The organism is Jiella pacifica, assembly GCF_010500815.1.
Taxonomy (GTDB): domain Bacteria; phylum Pseudomonadota; class Alphaproteobacteria; order Rhizobiales; family Rhizobiaceae; genus Jiella; species Jiella pacifica.
On the sequence record NZ_JAAAMG010000024.1, the window covers coordinates 41,143 to 57,439 of the forward strand.

The following is a 16,297-nucleotide window of genomic DNA, read 5'->3' on the forward strand; positions in this document are numbered from 1 at the left end:
AAGACCCAGATGATGACGCGGCGTAGACTTCTTGCCGGGACGGCCACTCTGACGGCGATGGCCGGCGTTGCGATCCTGGCGCGCCCGGCATGGGCGACTGTGGAGGCGACCGACGCGGCGATCGGTGCCTTCACCGGCGGCAAGACGCCCGAGCCGGGCAAGATCACCCTGACCGCGCCGGAGATCGCCGAAAACGGCAATTCGGTTCCGGTGACGGTCGAGGTCGACAGCCCGATGACCGACGGGGACTACGTCGCTTCGGTGACGATTCTGGCCGACGGCAACCCCAACCCGGAGGTCGCGACCTTCCATTTCACGCCGCTGAGCGGAACCGCCGCCGCGACGACGCGGATCCGCCTCGCCAAGACCCAGAACGTCGTCGCCATCGCCAAGATGAGCGACGGCTCCACCTTTTCGGACCGCAAGGAAGTGAAGGTGACGATCGGTGGCTGCGGCGGCTGAGGCCTGGCCTCGAAACGCTTGACGATCCAGCGGCCCGCCCGATGCGGAGTTGGCCGCGAAACGGGAGGAAACCTCGACAATGGCAACGCCCAAGCCTCGCGTGAAGGTGCCGAAAAAAGCTTCGGCCGGCGAGATCATCACCATCAAGACGCTGATCAGTCACGACATGGAATCCGGCCAGCGCAAGGGCAAGGACGGCAACGTCATTCCGCGGCAGATCATCAATAAGTTCACCTGCGAATTCAACGGGATGAAGGTCTTCGAGTGCGAACTCGACCCGGCGGTGGCGGCCAATCCCTATTTCGAATTCAACGCCAAGGTGCCGGAAAGCGGAACCTTCAAGTTCACCTGGGTGGACGATGACGGCTCGATCTACACCGACGAGCAGAAGATTGCCGTGAACTGACCGGCCGCCCCGCCGAAACGGTCGGCGCCGCCCGGAAGGCTTCGGGCGTGACGGACGCGGCATTCGTGGCGGAGACGCCGTCGTCATTCTTGGGAGGGAAAGGCGTGAACAAAAGAACACTCGCAGCGCTGGTTTTGCTCGGCGCCAGTCCGCTCTTCACGGCGGCGCGGGCCGAACCGGTCACTGAGACGCTCGAGATCGACGGGGAGGCGATGATCACCGAGGCGCCGGCGCCGAAGGATCCGCCGGGCCACCCGTTCGACGTCGTCAAGTCCGGCTGGCTTTACCGCGAGCCCGATACGAGGGCGATGGAGGCCGACAGTTTCGAGAACCCCGGCATGCTGAATGTCGAGCACGGCGAGGAAGTCTGGAACACCGTCGAGGGGGAAGCCGGCAAGTCCTGCGCCTCCTGCCACGGCGATGCGGCGGAAACCATGAAGGGCGTCGGCGCCAGCTATCCGAAATGGAATGCGAAAGCCGGCAAGCCCTTCGACATCGAGCTCCAGATCAATGCCTGCCGCACGGCGCAGATGAAGGCCGAGCCATACAAGTTCGACGCCCGCGATCAGGTCGATCTAACCGCCTATATCAAGCACCAGTCGCTGGGAATTCCGGTGAAGATCGACCTTTCGGCCGGCGACATGATGAGCTGGTGGCAGACGGGCAAGGACCGCTACTACCTGCGCACGGGGCAGCTGAATTTCGCCTGCGCGTCGTGCCATGAGAAAAACAGCGGCAACTATCTGCGGGCCGATCACCTCAGTCAGGGCAACTCCAACGGTTTTCCGACCTACCGCTTGAAGCAGAGCAACCTGGTCTCGCTGCACAACCGTTTTCGCGGCTGCGTGCGCGACACCCGCGCCGAACCGCCAAAGGCTTTTTCGGACGAATTGATGGCGCTGGAAGTCTATGTCGCCTGGCGCGGCGAGGGGCTCTCGATCGAAACGCCGGCGGTGCGCCAGTAGGGCGGTCCTTGCCGGTCGCCTGGAGCTTTCCAGTCGCGGCCGGTCATCGCGAAGACCTCGCAGCCGGCGGCTCGCTGGCCGGGCGTTGCGCTCGGCGCCGGCTCGCCCTCGGCGCGCTCTCAGCACGGAAGTCGAACATGTTTTCGAGACGGGAATTCCTCGCGGCGAGCGTCGCCCTCGCATCGATCACTAGTTCCGGTCTCGCTGGCCGCTGGTCGCGGGCCGCTGCCCAGCAGCGATTGAGCGAGGACGACCTCATCGGCGCGCCGGCCTTCGGCAATCTGACGCTGCTCCACGTCACCGATATCCATGCCCAGCTGAAGCCGGTCTATTTCCGCGAACCGGCGGTCAATATCGGCGTCGGCCAAGCGGCCGGCCTGCCGCCTCACGTCACCGGCGCCGACTTCCTGAAGCTCTACCGGATCGAGCCCGGCTCGCCCGAAGCCTATGCGCTCACCGCCGAGGACTTCGCCGCGCTCGCCGAGCGCTATGGAAAAATGGGCGGGCTCGACCGTGTCGCCACCATCGTCAGGCGAACCCGGGCTGAGCGCGGCGACGACAACGTCCTCCTTCTCGACGGCGGCGACACCTGGCAGGGCAGCTTCACGGCGAATGCGACGAAGGGCGCCGACATGATCGCCTGCATGAACCTCTTGAAGCCGGACGCCATGACCGGCCATTGGGAGTTCACCTACGGCGCCGACCGGGTGAACGAAGCCAAGGATGCGCTGGCGTTTCCCTTCCTCGGCTCCAACGTCTTCGACGCCGAGTGGAACGAGCCGGCCTTCGAGGCCTGGAAGATGTTCGAGCGCGGCGGCTCCAAGGTCGCGGTGATCGGCCAGGCCTTCCCCTATACACCCATCGCCAATCCGCGCTGGCTGATCCCCGGCTGGTCCTTCGGCATCCGTGAGGAGGAAGTGGCCAAGCATGTCGAGGAGGCGAAGGCGGAGGGCGCCGACGTCGTCATCCTCCTTTCCCACAACGGCTTCGACGTCGACCGGGCGATGGCCTCGCGGGTGCCCGGCATCGACGTGATCCTGACCGGCCACACCCACGACGCGCTTCCCGAGCCGGTGAAGGTCGGCAAGACGGTGCTGATCGCCTCGGGTTCGAACGGCAAGTTCGTCAGCCGGCTCGATCTCGACATCGGCAAGGGCGAGTTGAAGGATCTGCGCTACCGGCTGATTCCGGTGTTTTCGGACGTGATCACGCCCGACGGCGAGATGGCCGCCAAGATCGACGAGGTCCGTGCACCATACGCCGAGCAACTCGGGACGGTGCTCGGAAGGACCGAGGGGCTGCTCTACAGGCGCGGCAATTTCAACGGCACCTGGGACGATCTGATCTGCGATGCGCTTCTTTCCGAGCGCGACGCCGAGATTGCCCTCTCGCCGGGTTTTCGGTGGGGCACCTCTCTGCCGGCCGGAAACGACATAACGGTGGAGGATCTCCACAATGCCTGCGCCATGACCTATCCGGCCGCCTATCGCACCAAAATGTCCGGCGACATGCTGAAGACGATCCTGGAAGACGTCGCGGACAATCTCTTCAACGCCGATCCCTACTACCAACAAGGCGGCGACATGGTGCGCGTCGGCGGCATGGGCTTTGCCATCGACCCGACCAGGGCGATCGGCTCGCGCATTTCCGACATGGTCGTCCTGAAGACCGAGACCCCCATCGAGGCGGCGCGCGACTACGTCGTCGCCGGCTGGGCCTCGGTGAACGAGGGCACCGAGGGCCCGCCGATCTGGGACGTGGTGAGCGACCATCTGAAAGCGAACCCAGTCTACACGCCAACTGAGAACCGCAGCGTCAAGCTGAAGCCGTGAAGGCACGGGGCGGTCGGCGGCAGGAGCGTAGCATCGTATCGAAGAGGGTGATGATCCATGGACAGCAGATCGACGCCGGACCAAGCTGACGCCTCGCGCCGGGCCTTCCTGAAATCGACGCTGGCGCTCGGCGGCGCGGGGCTTGCGGTAGCCGCCGGAACGAGAACCGCGGCGGCCGAAGGTGATCCCAAGATCACCGAGCTTCAGGACTGGAACCGCTATCTCGGTCCCGGCGTCGATGCGGCGCCTTACGGTTTGCCCTCCGAGTTCGAGAAGGACGTCGTGCGCCGCGACGTTCCCTGGCTGACGGCGGATGCGACGAGCTCGGTCAATTTCACGCCGCTCCACGCCCTCGACGGCATCATCACCCCGAACGGCCTGTGTTTCGAGCGCCATCACGGCGGCGTTGCGGAGATCCCGCCGCAGGACCACCGGCTGATGATCAACGGCCTCGTCGACAGGCCGATGGTCTTCACCATGGAGGACCTTTACCGCTTTCCGCGGGAAAACCGCGTCTACTTTCTCGAATGCGCCGCCAACACCGGCATGGAGTGGCGCGGGGCGCAGCTCAATGGCTGCCAGTATACCCACGGCATGGTCCACTGCGTGATGTATACCGGGACGCCGCTGAGAAACCTCCTGAACGAGGCGGGGCTGAAATCCTCCGGCAAATGGCTGTTGGCTGAGGGGGCGGACGCTTCCGCCATGACCCGCTCGATCCCGATGGAAAAGGCCCTCGACGACTGCCTCGTCGCCTGGAAGATGAACGGCGAGGCGCTGCGGTCTGAGCAGGGCTATCCGGTCCGCCTCGTCGTCCCCGGCTGGGAAGGCAACATGTGGGTGAAATGGCTGCGCCGGCTGGAAGTCGGCGACCAGCCGTGGGAGCAGCGCGAGGAGACGTCGAAATACACCGACCTCCTCGCCGACGGGAAGGCGCGCAAGTTCACCTTCCAGATGGAGGTCAAATCCGTCATCACTGCGCCGAGTCCGCAGGCGCCGGTCACTCACGGCAAGGGCCGCACGGTGATCACCGGCCTCGCCTGGTCCGGCAACGGCACGATCCGCCGCGTCGACGTCTCGCTCGACGGCGGCCGCAACTGGCACGCGGCGCGGATCGACCCGCAATCCTTCCCGAAGGCGGTGCACCGCTTCTACTATGATTTCGACTGGGACGGCTCGGAGCTTCTGCTGCAGTCGCGGGCAATGGACGAGAAGGGCTTCGTCCAGCCGACGAAGGAGGCCCTGCGGAAGGTGCGCGGCGCCAATTCGATCTACCACAACAACGGCATCCAGACCTGGCATCTCAAGACGGACGGAGCGCTCGAAAATGTCGAAGTTTCGTAAGCTCGCCTTCCTGGCCGGCCTCTTCGGGGCGACGCTGGCCGCCCATGCGCAAGATACGGCGAAGAAAGCCGAGGCAGCCGAAGGCCCCGTGACCGACGCGGCCCTGTCCACCGATGCGCGCGCCGGCAGCCGTCTCGGCCTCGGCCGAGTGGCGACGCCGGACGAGGTCGCCGCCTGGGACATCGACGTTCGGCCCGACGGCAAGGGCCTGCCCGTCGGCAAGGGCACCGTGTCGGACGGCGAGACCATCTTCGCCGAACAGTGCGCCTCCTGCCACGGCGACTTCGGCGAGGGCCGCGACCGCTGGCCGCAACTCGCCGGCGGTTTCGACACCTTGACCCGCGACCGCCCGGTGAAGACCGTCGGCTCCTATTGGCCGTATCTCTCGACGGTGTACGACTACGTCCATCGGGCGATGCCCTTTGGCAATGCCCGCTCGCTGTCGAACGACGACGTCTACGCGCTGACGGCCTACGTGCTTTATCTCAACGACATCGAGACCGACGAGGACTTCGAGCTTTCCAATGAGAACTTTACTGCGGTGACCATGCCGAATGCCGGCACGTTCGTCCCCGACGACCGGGCGGAGGAACAGCACTACAAGGACGACGCGGATCCCTGCATGACCGACTGCAAGCCGGGGCCGGTCAAGATCACCATGCATGCGCAGGTGCTGGACGTGACGCCGGAAGGCGGTGGCGACGAGAGCGGCCCGGCCGGCGGCAGCGTCGACTGAGCCTTCGGCCGGCGGAGGCGGCAGGTTTGCCGGGCGCGGGTTGGGGCTGCCCGAGACTCGGGAGGATGAAATGGGCATGAACATTGGAGCGGTTGCAGGCTTTGCTTGTCGACGCGCGCCGCCGCCGCCGAGGCTTGTTCCGAACCGGGCGGGGAATCTTCAGGCGATGACCACCCGTGCTTCGCGTTGGCGTGTTTTCCGCGTCCTTCTGGTCGGCGCGGCGATGGCCGTTGTCGCCGGGTTTGCCGGCCCCGCCCATGCGCAGGCGAGCGGCGGGTCAAGCGGCGAGGAGGATCTCAGCTTCGTCGACCACAAGCTCGCCCTGCAGGTTTCTGACCGCGACGAGACGGCGATGCGCTCAGCGCTCGACATCGCCGCCAACGTCTCCCGCGACTATTCGGAGAAGGCCGAGGGCGTCGCCATCGAGATCGTCGTTTACGGGCCCGCCATGGACATGCTGCGGCCCGACCGGTCGCCGGTGCTGGAGCGTCTCGAAGCCTTCAGCCAGAGCATGCCCAACGTGCGCTTTGCCGCATGCGGCAATACCCTCGACACGCTGGAGAAAAATGAGGGCAAACGCCCCGACATCGTTCCCTATGCGCGCGTGGTTCAGGCCGGGGTCTCGGAGCTCATTCGGCTGCACGAGGCCGGCTATGCCATCGTAAAACCTTGAGGCGGGCCGGAGGATCGCGGCCCTTGGATCCGGCGGATGAGATCAGCCGTTCTTCGCTAGCGCGTCCCTGATCGCCTGCTGGAAGTCCTGCACCGTCAGGACGCCCGGGAAGGCGACGGTCCCCACGAGATAGGCCGGCGTTCCGGGAAAGCCGAAAGCCTCGGCCTGGGCCGAATTCCGCGCGACGAGCGCGTCGATGGGTTTCCTGTCGCGCCGATAGGCCCGCTGCAGCGCCTCGACGTCGAAGCGGGAGGCCTTCAGATGGGGCTCGATCATCGGGTCAGTCAGCCGGCCGTCGGCGCGCATCAGCGCGTCGAGCGCCTGTGGACGAAATTTGCCGGCGGCGAGCGTCAGCCGGGTGGCCCTTTCGGACGGCGGGCCCCTCCTTCGACATCGGATCGGTCACGGCAAGAGCGGGGCCGGCGACCAGCGCCGCGCCGCTGGCGAGCATCGTTGCGAGAATGGTCCGGCGATCGAGTTTCGACGTCATGACGTCCGGCCCCCGTGGCTGGTTCTTGCTGAGAACTCGTCCATGCCGGCCGGGACATCGGTGCCGGCGAGGAGTTGGTGGTCGCGAGTGCCGATCGGCCCCTTCGCTTCGGCTCCTGACGCATCGCGGCGGGACGCTCCGGTCGAGGGCAGCGCCGCTTCAGGCGACGGCGGTCCTGCGCTCCTTCAGGATGGTGGCGAGTGCCATGCCGATCAGCATCGCCGGCAGGAAGACCAGGGTGCCTGGGGCAGCGAGCGGCAGGGCCGTCCAGGCCGGCCCGGGGCAGAACCCGCCGATGCCCCAGCCGATGCCGAAGGTCGCCGCGCCGAGGACGAGGTCGCCGTCGATGTCGCGCCGGCCCGGGATCTGGAAGTCGGCCAGAAGCAGCGGGCGCTCGCGCCGCCAGACCAAGCGGTAGCCGAGGAAGGTGGTGATCGCCGCACCGCCCATGACGAAGGCGAGGCTGGGGTCGAAGGTGCCGAAGACGTCGAGGAAGTTCAGCACCTTGGCGGGGTCTGACATGCCGGCGAGGATGAGCCCGACGCCGAAGAGGAGGCCGGAAAGGAAGCCGAGAACGATGCGCATGGGTCTCACACGATGTGACGCAGGACGAGGACGGTGACGAAGGCGGTCGCCATGAAGGTGAGGACGGCGACGAGCGAGCGCGGCGACAGCCGGGCGAGACCACAGACGCCGTGACCCGACGTGCAGCCTGAGCCCATGACGGTGCCGAAGCCGACGAGGAGGCCGGCAATGGCCATGGCGAGGAGATCGGTCGGAACCGTCTGCCGGACCGGCGTTCCGGTGGCCGCCAGGACGAGGAGCGGCGCGGCGATCAGCCCGGCGACGAAGGCGAGGCGCCAGTCCCAGTCGTCTCGCCGCAACGGCAGCGCCCCGGTGGTGATGCCGGAAATCCCGGCGATGCGGCCGAAGACGGCCATGACGAGGACCGCGGAAAGCCCGATGAGAAAGCCGCCAAGGGTGGAGGCGAGGGGCGTGAAGGGGGTGACGGTATCGAGGGGCATGTCGGACTTCCCGGTGGTGATGCGGAGCGCCTGTCAGACGAAGGCTGCGGCACTCTTGTAGAGCATATAGACGGCGACGGCGAAGATCAGGCCGGCGAAGGCGACGTTGAGCGCGCCCCTCTTGGCCGAGAGCCAGCGGGCGACGAGCGTGCCGAAGAGCCCGCCAACGATGCCGCCGGCGACGAAGACGAGAGCCAGCGGCCAGTCGACGAGGCCGGAAAAGGCGTAGTTCAGCGCCGTCGTCAGGCCGAAGGCGGCGACGGCGACCAGCGACGAGCCAATGGCGTTGATCATCGGCATGCCCGTCGAGGCGACGAGGCCGGGCACGATGAGGAAGCCGCCGCCGATGCCGAAGAAGCCGGAGAAGATGCCCGTCAGGCCGCCGAAGCCGACCACCTTCGGGGCGTTCTCGCGGTTGCATTCTGCTCCGGCGTTGCCGCTCTGCCCGCGATTGCGGAACATCAGGATGCCGACGACGATCATCAGAAGCGCGAAGAGGAACAGGAGCTTCTGCCCGTCGATCGCCTTGCCGAGGGTCGAGCCGAGAAGCGCGCCGAGAATTCCCGCGACGCTGTAGACCGCCGCGCAGCGCCATTTGACGTTGCCAAGCTTGGCGTGGCTGACGAGATTCGTACCGGCATTGGCTGCCACCGCGAAGGCGCTGGTGCCGATCGCCATGTGGGCGTTCGGCACACCGACGAGATAGACCATCAGCGGCACGGCGAGGATCGAGCCGCCGCCGCCGAACAGGCCGAGCGTCAGCCCGACCAGCGAGCCGGAAAAGGCGCCGAGAAGATATTGCAGCGGCTCGAGGGTCATCGTCGGGTCCACTCGAGGCGAGCCTCGAGGCGTTGAGGTTGAAGTTCGAGGGACGGGCGTACGACGCCGCCCGCCAGCCGGCCGATCCGGCTGACCGCCTGATCAAGCGGCCGGCGACGTTTCGTGTTCGGGTTTCGCCATCGGCTCGCGGCCCTTCAGCATTGCCTGCCAGTAGACCGGCGGCAGGATCTTCTCCTTGAGCAGCCAGGCCGTCCGCGACGGCTTCAGATCGTCGATGAACCATTTCGGAAAGCTCGGCACGCGCCTGCCGCCATAGGCGAACTCCGCCAGCACCACCTTGCCGCGTTCCACGGTGAGCGGGCAGGAGCCGTAGCCGTCATAGATCGCCGGGCGCGGCTCATCGATCAGGCCGAGATCGCGCAGGACGTTCTCGGCGACGACCGGTGCCTGCTTGCGGGCGGCGGCCGCCGTCTTGGCATTGGGCGCACCGATGACGTCGCCGAGGCCGTAGACGTCGTGGTGGCGCACATGCCGGAGCGTCCACTGGTCGACCTCGAGCCAGCCGGCCTCGTTGGCCAGCGGCGAGACGCGCACGAAGTCGGGGGCGGTCTGCGGCGGCACGACATGGATCATGTCGAAGCGGCGCTCGACGATCTCCTTGTTGCCCTCGGCGTCGGTGGTCTCGAACCAGGCGGTCTTCGCCGACCCGTCGATCTTCTTGAGGTCGTGGCCGAAGGAGAGATCGATGCCGTAGCGTTTCACATAGTCCATCAGCGCCGGGACGTAGTCCTTGACGCCGAACAGCACGCCGCCGGCATTCAGGAACTCGACCTTGGTATTCTTGAGCGTGCCGCGGCGCTCCCACTCGAAACAGGAGAGATACATCGCCTTTTGCGGTGCGCCGGCGCATTTGATCGGCATCGGCGGCTGGGTGAACAGCGCCGTGCCGCCGGACAGCGACTTCACCAGTTCCCAGGTGTAGGGCGCCAGATCGTAGCGGTAGTTCGAGGTGACGCCGTTGCGCCCGAGCGTCTGTTCCAGGCCTTCGACGCCGTGCCAGTTCAGCTTCAGTCCCGGGGCGACGATCAGCTTCTTGTACTTCACCACCCGGCAGCCTTCGAGGATCACCGCATGGGCGTCGGGCTCGAAGGCGGCGACGGCGGCGCGGATCCACTTGACGCCCTCGGGGATCAGCGAGGCCATGTCCCTGCGCGTCTCCTGCGGCCTGAAGACGCCGCCGCCGACCAGCGTCCAGCCGGGCTGGTAGTAGTGGATGTCGGCCGGGTCGATGATGGCGATGTCGAGGTTGCGGTAACGGGCGAGCAGGCTCGCGGCGGCCGCGATGCCGCCGGCGCCGGCCCCGACGATGACGATGTCGTGGCTGATCTCGGCCGGATCGGTTGGCACGTTGCCGCCGTTTGCGATGCGCCGGGTGACGCCGGACATGTCGTAGCCGGCGGCCTTGGCCCGAGCTAGGATGTCGGGGAGGGGGCGCTGCCCGGCTTGGCTCAAGGCCCAAAGCGTCGTCGAGCGCGTGCCCGAGCGGCAGAAGGCGACAACCGGCTTCGGCAGTTCCTCCATGGCGGCGGCGAACTTCGCAGCGTCGGCGTCCGACACCTTGCCGGTCTCGACGGGCAGGTAGCGGGCCTCGATGCCGGCATCCCGGGCCGCCCGCTCGATCTCCGCGAAGGTCGGTTGGTCGGCGCCCTCGCCATCCGGCCGATTGACGATGATCGATCGGAAGCCGGCAGCCTTGAGGGCCGCGATTTCCTCGGGTCTCACCTGGTCGCGGACGGCGAGCTGGTCGGTGAGTCTTTTCGGATCCATGTCGATATCCTCCCTGTTCTGGAAATGCTGCCCGGTCGTTCCGGGAGATTGCCGCTCCGCATCGCGCGCCGGATCGGTCGCCCGCGCAGAGCCGCTGTCGCGCCGGACGATCGAGGCGCCATGTCACCATGGGGCCGGGCGAGGGACCGCGCCGTGACGGGCCGGGCGGCGGACGTCAGCGAGAGTCGCGGTCGGCCGCCGGGCTTCCGTTCGGTGCGGTCGGGGGTGTTCGAGAGGCGTCGTTGTCGGCAGCCAGGAGGCCGACCCTGGCGAAGACGGCGGCGCCGAGAAACGGGCCGAGGGCGACGGGCCGCGGCGGTGCCGCGGTCTTGGCCTGCGGAGCCCGATCGGGGCAGAACAGCGCGTGCAGCGTCGCGACCAGCCGTTCGGCCTTCGTGTCGGCAAGGCGGTAGACGACGTTCTTCGCCTTGCGCCGCGCCTCGATGATGCCGGCATTGCGCAGTTCTCCGAGCTGCTGGGACAGCGAAGGCTGGCGCAGGCCGAGTTCCTCTTCCATCTCGGCCACCGACATCTCGCCTTCGACGAGCCGGCAGACGATCTGCAGCCGCATCGGATGGCCGAGCCGCTTCAGGAGCGCGACCGCTTCGTCGATCATCTCCGGCCGGACGAGCGCCGCAGCGCCGGGACGTTCGGGAGAGCCGCTCATCGGGCGTCCTCCCAAGGTGCGCCGGCAAGCCGGTCGAGCGGGATCTTCAGATAGCGCGTGCCGTTGTCCTCGGGCTCCGGCAGCCGCCCGCCGCGGGTGTTCACCTGCAGCGCCGCGAGGATCAGGTTGGGCATCGACAGCGTCTTGTCCCGGCCCTCGCGCAGTTCGACGAACTCCGCCTCGGTCCTGGCCCGGGTCAGATGGATGTTCGCCCGCTTCTGTTCGCCGATGGTGGATTCCCATGCGGGCTCCCGGCCCCCCGGCTGGTAGTCGTGGCCGGTGAAGACGCGGGTCGCATCGGGCAGGGCGAGGATCTCCTGGATCGAATGCCACAGCACCCTGGCGCTGCCGCCGGGAAAGTCGGCGCGGGCCGTACCCCCGTCCGGCTGGAACAGCGTGTCGTGGACGAAGGCCGCGTCGCCAATGACATAGGTGATCGAGGCGAGCGTATGGCCCGGCGAGAACAGGACCTTCGCGTCGATCTCGCCGACCTTGAAGGTCTCGCCGTCGGCGAACAGCTTGTCCCATTGCGAGCCGTCGGCCGGAAAGTCCGGCCAGTTGTAGATGTCCTTCCAGAGCGCCTGGACCTTCGTCACCTTGTCGCCGATCGCCGTCGGCGCGCCGGTCTTTGCCTTGAGGTATTGGGCGGCCGAGAAGTGGTCGGCATGGGGATGGGTGTCGAGGATCCACTCGACGGTCAGGCCCTGCGTCGCGACATAGGACAGGATCTCGTCGGCCGACAGCGTCGCCGTCGCGCCGGACTTCGGGTCGAAGTCGAGAACCGGGTCGATGATCGCGCAGCGCTTCGTCGCCGGACAGGCGGCGACATATTGGACGGAGAAGGTGCGCGGGTCGTAGAAGCCCTTCACGATGGGAGAAGCGGTCATTTCGTGACCTCCAGTGTCCGGGTTCGGTAGAGCCATTCGGATATGCCGAGGCCGTCCTCGCGCACCATGTCGGCGAAATCGATGATTTCGTCGCCGGGCTGCCAGCCCTCCGGCGTCGCGACGTCGTGGCCGTCGGACAGCTGCAGGGCCCTGACGGTTCGCAGGACCTCGGCGACCGAGCGCCCCGTCGACATCGGGTAGAACGAGGACATCCGGACGATGCCCTGCGGATCGATGACGAAGAGGCCTCGGACCGTGGCGCTCGTGCCGGCCGCTGCGTCCAGCATGCCGTACGCTCTGGCGATGGCCATCGACGGATCCTCGCAGACCGGGAAGGGGATCTTCAGCGAGAACCGTTCCTCGATCGCCCGCACCCAGGCGAGATGGGAGAACAGGCTGTCGACCGACAGCCCCAGCAGGTCACAGCCGATCGCATCGAATTCGTTTGCGGCTCTTGCGAAGGCGACGAATTCCGAGGTGCAGACCGGAGTGAAGTCCGCCGGATGCGAAAAGAACACCAGCCAGCGGCCGCGATAGTCCGACAGCGCCAGCTCGCCGCGCGTCGTGCGGCAGGAAAAGTCCGGCGCTGCGTCGCCGATCCGAGGCTGGAACGGCGCAAGGGGGGTGGGATGGCTCATAGGGTCTCCGTCTGCTTGAATTTCGAAATATGCATATTGTTGTCTCTTGTCAATATATGAAATTACCTATTATATGATCTGGAGCTGATATCACCGCGGAGGGTGGCAGAGGTTTCGAGGAGCCTCAGCAGGTATGATATACGTTTATATATAATCAATGATCTGAACCGCCCAGATCGGCGGTGGCGGCGCGTGGGTCCTGTCCCGGACGCAGCCATCCTGCCGCATCGCCGCTCGCCCGTGCAGCCAACCCTATCGCCAAAGCGGCATGCCGCTCAGGCGGAGCCATCGAGACCAATGCAAGGAAACCGAAATGTCCCTCAGGATCGGCGACACCGCCCCCGACTTCGAGATCGACACGACCCAGGGCCCCATCCGCTTCCATGACTGGGCGGGGGGCGCCTGGGTGTTCTTCTTCTCGCATCCGGCGGACTTCACCCCGGTCTGCACCACCGAGATGGGCCGCACGGCGCAACTCGCGCCGGAGTTCGAAAAGCGCAACGTCAAGCCGCTCGGGCTCTCCACCGACAGCGTCGAGGAGCACCGTGCCTGGATCTCCGACGTCGAGGCCACCCAGCACACGACGCTCAAATTTCCGATCGTCGCCGACAAGGACAAAGCCGTCGCCGCCTTCTACGGCATGATCCACCCAGGAGAAGACGACACGGCCGCCGTGCGCAGCGTCTTCCTCATCGATCCCGCCATGAAGATCCGCCTGACCATGGCCTATCCGATGACCATCGGCCGGAACTTCTCCGAGATCCTGCGCGCCATCGACGCGCTGCAGCTGACGGATCGCATGACCGTCGCCTGCCCGGCGGACTGGCAGCCCGGCGACCGCGTGATCATCCGCAACTCGCTGTCCGACGAAAAGGCCAAGGAACAGTTCCCTCAGGGCTTCGAGACGCTGCGGCCGTATCTCAGGCTGACCGACATCGGATCCGGCGCCTGATCGGCTGCCGGCGGGATGCTCGTCCTGCCGGCCGTCGTCACCGGCGGGCAAGCCGCCACCAACCAAGGAGACGAACGATGACCGTAAACATGGGCAAGCTCGACCGCGGCTTTCGGCTGGTGGTCGCCGCCGCACTCTTCTTCCTCGCCGCCGGCACGACCGTCGGCGACGGAACCTGGCTCGAATGGGCCTTCTACGGCTTCGGCGCCGTCGCGCTTCTGACCGCCCTCGTCGGCAACTGCCCGCTCTACTCGCTGCTCGGCATCAAGACCTGCCGTGTGAGTTGACAGCGACTTCACCCACAATGAGGAGGAACTGCCATGACCTATCCTGTCCATCTCGACGTGAAGCCCAAGGTGAAGGGCTTCTTCGATCCGGCGACGAACACGATCAGCTATGTCGTCAAGGATCCGGCATCGAGCGCCTGCGCCATCGTCGACAGCGTCATGGACATCGACTATGCCGCCGGCCGTATCAGCTACGCCCATGCCGACGAGATCGTCGCCTATGTGAAGGCGCATGATCTGAAGGTCGAGTGGCTGATCGAGACCCATGTCCATGCCGACCACCTGTCGGCGGCGCCATACATCCAGGGCAAGCTCGGCGGCAAGCTCGGCATCGGCAGGAACATCACCGTCGTGCAGGAAACCTTCGGCAAGATCTTCAACGAGGGGACCGAGTTCCAGCGCGACGGGTCGCAGTTCGATCGGCTGTTCGACGACGGCGACACCTATAGCGTCGGCGGGATGGAGTGCGTCGCGATCCACACGCCCGGCCACACACCGGCCTGCATGACCCATGTGATGGGCGACGCCGCCTTCGTCGGCGACACGCTGTTCATGCCGGACGGCGGCTCGGCCCGCGCCGACTTTCCCGGCGGCGATGCCGCCACGCTCTACGATTCGATCCAGAAGGTGCTGGCGCTGCCCGAGGAGACCCGTCTCTTCATGTGCCACGATTACGGCCCCAACGGCCGCGACATCCGCTGGGAGACCACCGTCGGCGAGGAGAAGGCCCACAACATCCATGTCGGCGGCGGCAAAACGAAGGAGGAGTTCGTCAAATATCGCACCGAGCGGGACGCGACCCTCGACATGCCGAAGCTGATCATCCCGTCGTTGCAGGTGAACATGAAGGCCGGCGCGCTGCCCGAGCCGCAGGTCAACGGCAAGCGCTACCTGAAGGTGCCCATCGACGCGCTATGAATTCGATCGGTGCGCCACGGCGAGAGGACCGCACCGTGTGAGGCAATCCAAGCGGACCTCATTCGGGTGCGCAGAAATCGTTCGGGCTCGCCAAAGACAGCGCCCCATCGGGAGGCAAGTGAAACCGCAGGCTGCGGCCGCGATAGCGGAACGTGAGGCGGTAGTGCCCGATATCGGCATCGATGCCGCGCTCGACCGTCGCGTGCACATTGCCTCGCCGCATCTCGGCGATGAAGAACGCGGCCGGAATGCCGAATGCCTGAGCAATCTGCGCGCCGTCGACCTCCAGGTCGTCGTCGCCAGCCGGCCGGGCGTCATCCATTACCGCGCCCGGCACCAGGTCAGCGGTCGGCTTCATCGCGATGCCTCGATTTTCCCCGCCGCGATCCGCCCGGCCGTCGCGGGAGCTTCGGCCAATGGGAACAGGGAGAGGATATCGATTTCCCGTTTCGGCAGATCCGCAAAAGTATAGCGGTCGAGCACCGACAGGAACGCCCCGACCGCTTCGCCGAGCACGCCGGTCATCCCGCAGGCCGGGGCGATCACGCAGTTCCGGCAGTCGGCAAGATCGAACCCGTCCTCCGTCGCCCGGACGATCTCGCCGATCCGGATCGAGGAGGCGGGCTTGGCGAGCCTGATGCCGCCGGCGCGGCCGCGCAGGGTCGTGACGTAGCCGGCCTTGCCGAGTTCGTGCACCACCTTGGTCAGGTGGTTATGCGAGATGCCGTAAGCCTCGGCGATTTCTGCGATCGAACACAGCCGGTCGGGTCGGGCCGAGAGGTAGATCAGCACACGCAGGGAATAGTCGGTGTAGCGGGTCAGTCGCATCGGGTCGGTTCGCACGTTCCGTTGTAAACATGTATTTTTCGTGCATCTTTTGTCCAGGGGCGATAAGGCCGTTTTAACATGTATTTAGTATGCATGTTTGGAGAGGCCCCAATGCAGACACCGTCGGAGCAACTGGCAACACTGAATGAGGAGGCGCTACGCGGCCTCGTTCGGGCATTCTACGCCAAAGTGCGCGAGGACGAGGTTCTCGGTCCCATCTTCGAAGGCGCAATCGGTGACTGGCCGGCGCATCTGGAGCGGCTGACGGCATTCTGGTCGTCGGTGATCTTGGGGACCGGCCGCTACAAGGGCAACCCGTTCGCGGCCCACCTGCGCCACGCCGAGACGATCGATCCTTCGATGTTCGACCGCTGGCTGGCGATCTGGCACGAGACGACCGCCAGCCGCTTTCCGACGGAGGCCGCCGCTCTCCTTCAGCTCAAGGCCGACCGGATCGCCGAGAGCATCAAGGCGGGGCTGTTCTTCCGGCCGGACCTCGCGGTTGTGGAGCGGCAGGCCGCGCGATCGGCCTGAGCCGATTGCAGCAAATTGAAATCGACCGTTCAAGCCAGCCTTCTTG

20 protein-coding genes and 1 pseudogene are annotated in these 16,297 nt (G+C 66.2%); 11 read left to right on the plus strand and 10 right to left on the minus strand.

Translation table 11 applies throughout. The features are described 5' to 3' along the window. Positions 1 to 9 precede the first annotated feature (9 nt). The 7 genes from soxY to GTK09_RS22230 all read left to right on the plus strand — a co-directional run bounded on the left by soxY (position 10) and on the right by GTK09_RS22230 (position 6,418). Positions 10 to 462 carry a thiosulfate oxidation carrier protein SoxY gene (soxY, locus tag GTK09_RS22200; protein ID WP_376768041.1) on the plus strand — a complete coding sequence of 151 codons (453 nt, stop codon included), beginning with the start codon at positions 10 to 12 and terminating at the stop codon, positions 460 to 462. 79 nt (positions 463 to 541) lie between these two features. Continuing rightward, on the plus strand, positions 542 to 868 hold the full coding sequence (gene soxZ, locus GTK09_RS22205) for a thiosulfate oxidation carrier complex protein SoxZ (protein ID WP_163465592.1): 327 nt from the start codon (positions 542 to 544) through the stop codon (positions 866 to 868). Between the two features lie 104 nt (positions 869 to 972). Further along, the gene (soxA, locus tag GTK09_RS22210) at positions 973 to 1,833 is read left to right on the plus strand and encodes a sulfur oxidation c-type cytochrome SoxA (protein WP_312869943.1); all 861 of its coding nucleotides are present in this window, start codon (positions 973 to 975) and stop codon (positions 1,831 to 1,833) included. A 137-nt stretch (positions 1,834 to 1,970) separates the two neighbouring features. Continuing rightward, entirely contained in the window at positions 1,971 to 3,665 is a 1,695-nt protein-coding gene (soxB, locus tag GTK09_RS22215; RefSeq protein WP_163465593.1) for a thiosulfohydrolase SoxB, read from the plus strand. A gap of 57 nt (positions 3,666 to 3,722) precedes the next feature. Further along, positions 3,723 to 5,009 (plus strand): sulfite dehydrogenase, encoded by a 1,287-nt coding sequence (soxC, locus tag GTK09_RS22220; RefSeq protein WP_163465594.1) that lies wholly within the window; start codon positions 3,723 to 3,725, stop codon positions 5,007 to 5,009. Further along, a complete protein-coding gene (locus GTK09_RS22225) occupies positions 4,993 to 5,745 on the plus strand; it encodes a c-type cytochrome (protein WP_163465595.1) in 753 nt (250 codons plus the stop codon). The genes soxC and GTK09_RS22225 overlap by 17 nt, the downstream gene beginning before the upstream one ends. A 166-nt stretch (positions 5,746 to 5,911) precedes the next feature. Then, positions 5,912 to 6,418 (plus strand): DsrE family protein, encoded by a 507-nt coding sequence (locus tag GTK09_RS22230; RefSeq protein WP_163465596.1) that lies wholly within the window; start codon positions 5,912 to 5,914, stop codon positions 6,416 to 6,418. Positions 6,419 to 6,460: 42 nt separating this feature from the next. On the opposite strand, the gene GTK09_RS22235 is transcribed toward GTK09_RS22230, so the two are convergent. The 8 genes and pseudogenes from GTK09_RS22235 to GTK09_RS22270 form a co-directional block, all read right to left on the minus strand. Continuing rightward, a complete protein-coding gene (locus GTK09_RS22235) occupies positions 6,461 to 6,724 on the minus strand; it encodes a thioredoxin domain-containing protein (RefSeq protein ID WP_163465597.1) in 264 nt (87 codons plus the stop codon). Between the two features lie 343 nt (positions 6,725 to 7,067). Continuing rightward, positions 7,068 to 7,493 carry a DUF6691 family protein gene (locus GTK09_RS22240; protein ID WP_163465598.1) on the minus strand — a complete coding sequence of 142 codons (426 nt, stop codon included), beginning with the start codon at positions 7,491 to 7,493 and terminating at the stop codon, positions 7,068 to 7,070. 5 nt (positions 7,494 to 7,498) lie between these two features. Beyond that, the gene (locus GTK09_RS22245; protein WP_163465599.1) at positions 7,499 to 7,933 is read right to left on the minus strand and encodes a YeeE/YedE family protein; all 435 of its coding nucleotides are present in this window, start codon (positions 7,931 to 7,933) and stop codon (positions 7,499 to 7,501) included. Between the two features lie 33 nt (positions 7,934 to 7,966). Then, entirely contained in the window at positions 7,967 to 8,752 is a 786-nt protein-coding gene (locus GTK09_RS22250; protein ID WP_163465600.1) for a sulfite exporter TauE/SafE family protein, read from the minus strand. Between the two features lie 102 nt (positions 8,753 to 8,854). Next, a complete protein-coding gene (locus GTK09_RS22255; protein WP_163465601.1) occupies positions 8,855 to 10,540 on the minus strand; it encodes a bifunctional protein tyrosine phosphatase family protein/NAD(P)/FAD-dependent oxidoreductase in 1,686 nt (561 codons plus the stop codon). A gap of 352 nt (positions 10,541 to 10,892) precedes the next feature. Next, positions 10,893 to 11,156 (minus strand): annotated as a pseudogene (locus GTK09_RS28060) (ArsR/SmtB family transcription factor); the annotation flags it as partial. A 47-nt stretch (positions 11,157 to 11,203) separates the two neighbouring features. Further along, on the minus strand, positions 11,204 to 12,094 hold the full coding sequence (locus tag GTK09_RS22265; RefSeq protein WP_163465602.1) for an MBL fold metallo-hydrolase: 891 nt from the start codon (positions 12,092 to 12,094) through the stop codon (positions 11,204 to 11,206). Continuing rightward, a complete protein-coding gene (locus GTK09_RS22270; RefSeq protein WP_163465603.1) occupies positions 12,091 to 12,732 on the minus strand; it encodes a peroxiredoxin in 642 nt (213 codons plus the stop codon). Before GTK09_RS22270 ends, GTK09_RS22265 begins: the two co-directional genes overlap by 4 nt. A 313-nt stretch (positions 12,733 to 13,045) precedes the next feature. Between GTK09_RS22270 and GTK09_RS22275 the strand changes: the two genes are divergently transcribed. The 3 genes from GTK09_RS22275 to GTK09_RS22285 all read left to right on the plus strand — a co-directional run bounded on the left by GTK09_RS22275 (position 13,046) and on the right by GTK09_RS22285 (position 14,889). After that, complete coding sequence (locus tag GTK09_RS22275) at positions 13,046 to 13,684, plus strand: peroxiredoxin (protein ID WP_163465604.1); 639 nt, start codon at positions 13,046 to 13,048, stop codon at positions 13,682 to 13,684. Positions 13,685 to 13,761: 77 nt separating this feature from the next. Further along, the gene (locus GTK09_RS22280) at positions 13,762 to 13,971 is read left to right on the plus strand and encodes a YgaP family membrane protein (protein WP_163465605.1); all 210 of its coding nucleotides are present in this window, start codon (positions 13,762 to 13,764) and stop codon (positions 13,969 to 13,971) included. 33 nt (positions 13,972 to 14,004) lie between these two features. After that, entirely contained in the window at positions 14,005 to 14,889 is an 885-nt protein-coding gene (locus GTK09_RS22285) for an MBL fold metallo-hydrolase (RefSeq protein WP_163465606.1), read from the plus strand. A gap of 58 nt (positions 14,890 to 14,947) precedes the next feature. Here GTK09_RS22285 and GTK09_RS22290 read toward each other — a convergent pair whose 3' ends face one another. Then, positions 14,948 to 15,247 (minus strand): DUF6522 family protein, encoded by a 300-nt coding sequence (locus GTK09_RS22290; RefSeq protein ID WP_163465607.1) that lies wholly within the window; start codon positions 15,245 to 15,247, stop codon positions 14,948 to 14,950. After that, complete coding sequence (locus GTK09_RS22295) at positions 15,244 to 15,717, minus strand: Rrf2 family transcriptional regulator (protein ID WP_163465608.1); 474 nt, start codon at positions 15,715 to 15,717, stop codon at positions 15,244 to 15,246. Before GTK09_RS22295 ends, GTK09_RS22290 begins: the two co-directional genes overlap by 4 nt. A 111-nt stretch (positions 15,718 to 15,828) precedes the next feature. Between GTK09_RS22295 and GTK09_RS22300 the strand changes: the two genes are divergently transcribed. Next, a complete protein-coding gene (locus GTK09_RS22300; RefSeq protein WP_163465609.1) occupies positions 15,829 to 16,251 on the plus strand; it encodes a group III truncated hemoglobin in 423 nt (140 codons plus the stop codon). Positions 16,252 to 16,297 lie beyond the last annotated feature (46 nt).